General features: G+C 53.2%; 1 rRNA gene (running past one end of the window). It reads right to left on the bottom strand.

Features of this window, described 5'->3' with window-relative positions:
- Positions 1 to 1,128, bottom strand: a 16S ribosomal RNA gene (locus CVS29_RS17965); it reaches 508 nt to the left of the window's first position.
- Positions 1,129 to 1,313: the final 185 nt, after the last annotated feature.

Raw genomic sequence — 1,313 nt, 5'->3', positions numbered from 1 at the left:
CATAACGTGCTGGCAACATAGAACGAGGGTTGCGCTCGTTGCGGGACTTAACCCAACATCTCACGACACGAGCTGACGACAACCATGCACCACCTGTAAACCGACCGCAAGCGGGGCACCTGTTTCCAGGTATTTCCAGTTCATGTCAAGCCTTGGTAAGGTTCTTCGCGTTGCATCGAATTAATCCGCATGCTCCGCCGCTTGTGCGGGCCCCCGTCAATTCCTTTGAGTTTTAGCCTTGCGGCCGTACTCCCCAGGCGGGGCACTTAATGCGTTAGCTACGGCGCGGAAAACGTGGAATGTCCCCCACACCTAGTGCCCAACGTTTACGGCATGGACTACCAGGGTATCTAATCCTGTTCGCTCCCCATGCTTTCGCTCCTCAGCGTCAGTTAATGCCCAGAGACCTGCCTTCGCCATCGGTGTTCCTCCTGATATCTGCGCATTTCACCGCTACACCAGGAATTCCAGTCTCCCCTACATCACTCTAGTCTGCCCGTACCCACCGCAGATCCGGAGTTGAGCCCCGGACTTTCACGGCAGACGCGACAAACCGCCTACGAGCTCTTTACGCCCAATAATTCCGGATAACGCTTGCGCCCTACGTATTACCGCGGCTGCTGGCACGTAGTTAGCCGGCGCTTCTTCTGCAAGTACCCTCAACCAACAAAAATGCTGGCCTTGTTCCCTACTGAAAGAGGTTTACAACCCGAAGGCCGTCATCCCTCACGCGGCGTCGCTGCATCAGGCTTTCGCCCATTGTGCAATATTCCCCACTGCTGCCTCCCGTAGGAGTCTGGGCCGTGTCTCAGTCCCAGTGTGGCCGGTCACCCTCTCAGGCCGGCTACCCGTCGTCGCCTTGGTGAGCCATTACCTCACCAACAAGCTGATAGGCCGCGAGTCCATCCAAAACCAATAAATCTTTCAACCAAACCCCATGCGAGGTAAAGTCAATATCCAGTATTAGACCCCGTTTCCAAGGCTTATCCCAGAGTTAAGGGCAGGTTACTCACGTGTTACTCACCCGTTCGCCACTAATCCCCCCGCAAGCGAGGTTCATCGTTCGACTTGCATGTGTTAAGCACGCCGCCAGCGTTCATCCTGAGCCAGGATCAAACTCTCCGTTAATAAAACAAACAGACACACACAATCCCACCGGAAAAAGGTAAAGGAAAGCATGCACTAAATTCGAAACCAGCTAAACGATCATGCATCACCACAGGGGCGGCAACACACAACCAAATAACCAATTCAATTACAATAAATTGGTATCAATAAAACTTGGCACACTATTGAGTTCTCAAACAACAACC

It is taken from the genome of Arthrobacter psychrochitiniphilus (assembly GCF_003185915.1).
GTDB lineage: Bacteria > Actinomycetota > Actinomycetes > Actinomycetales > Micrococcaceae > Specibacter > Specibacter psychrochitiniphilus.
This window is presented reverse-complemented; position numbering and strand designations above follow the sequence as displayed.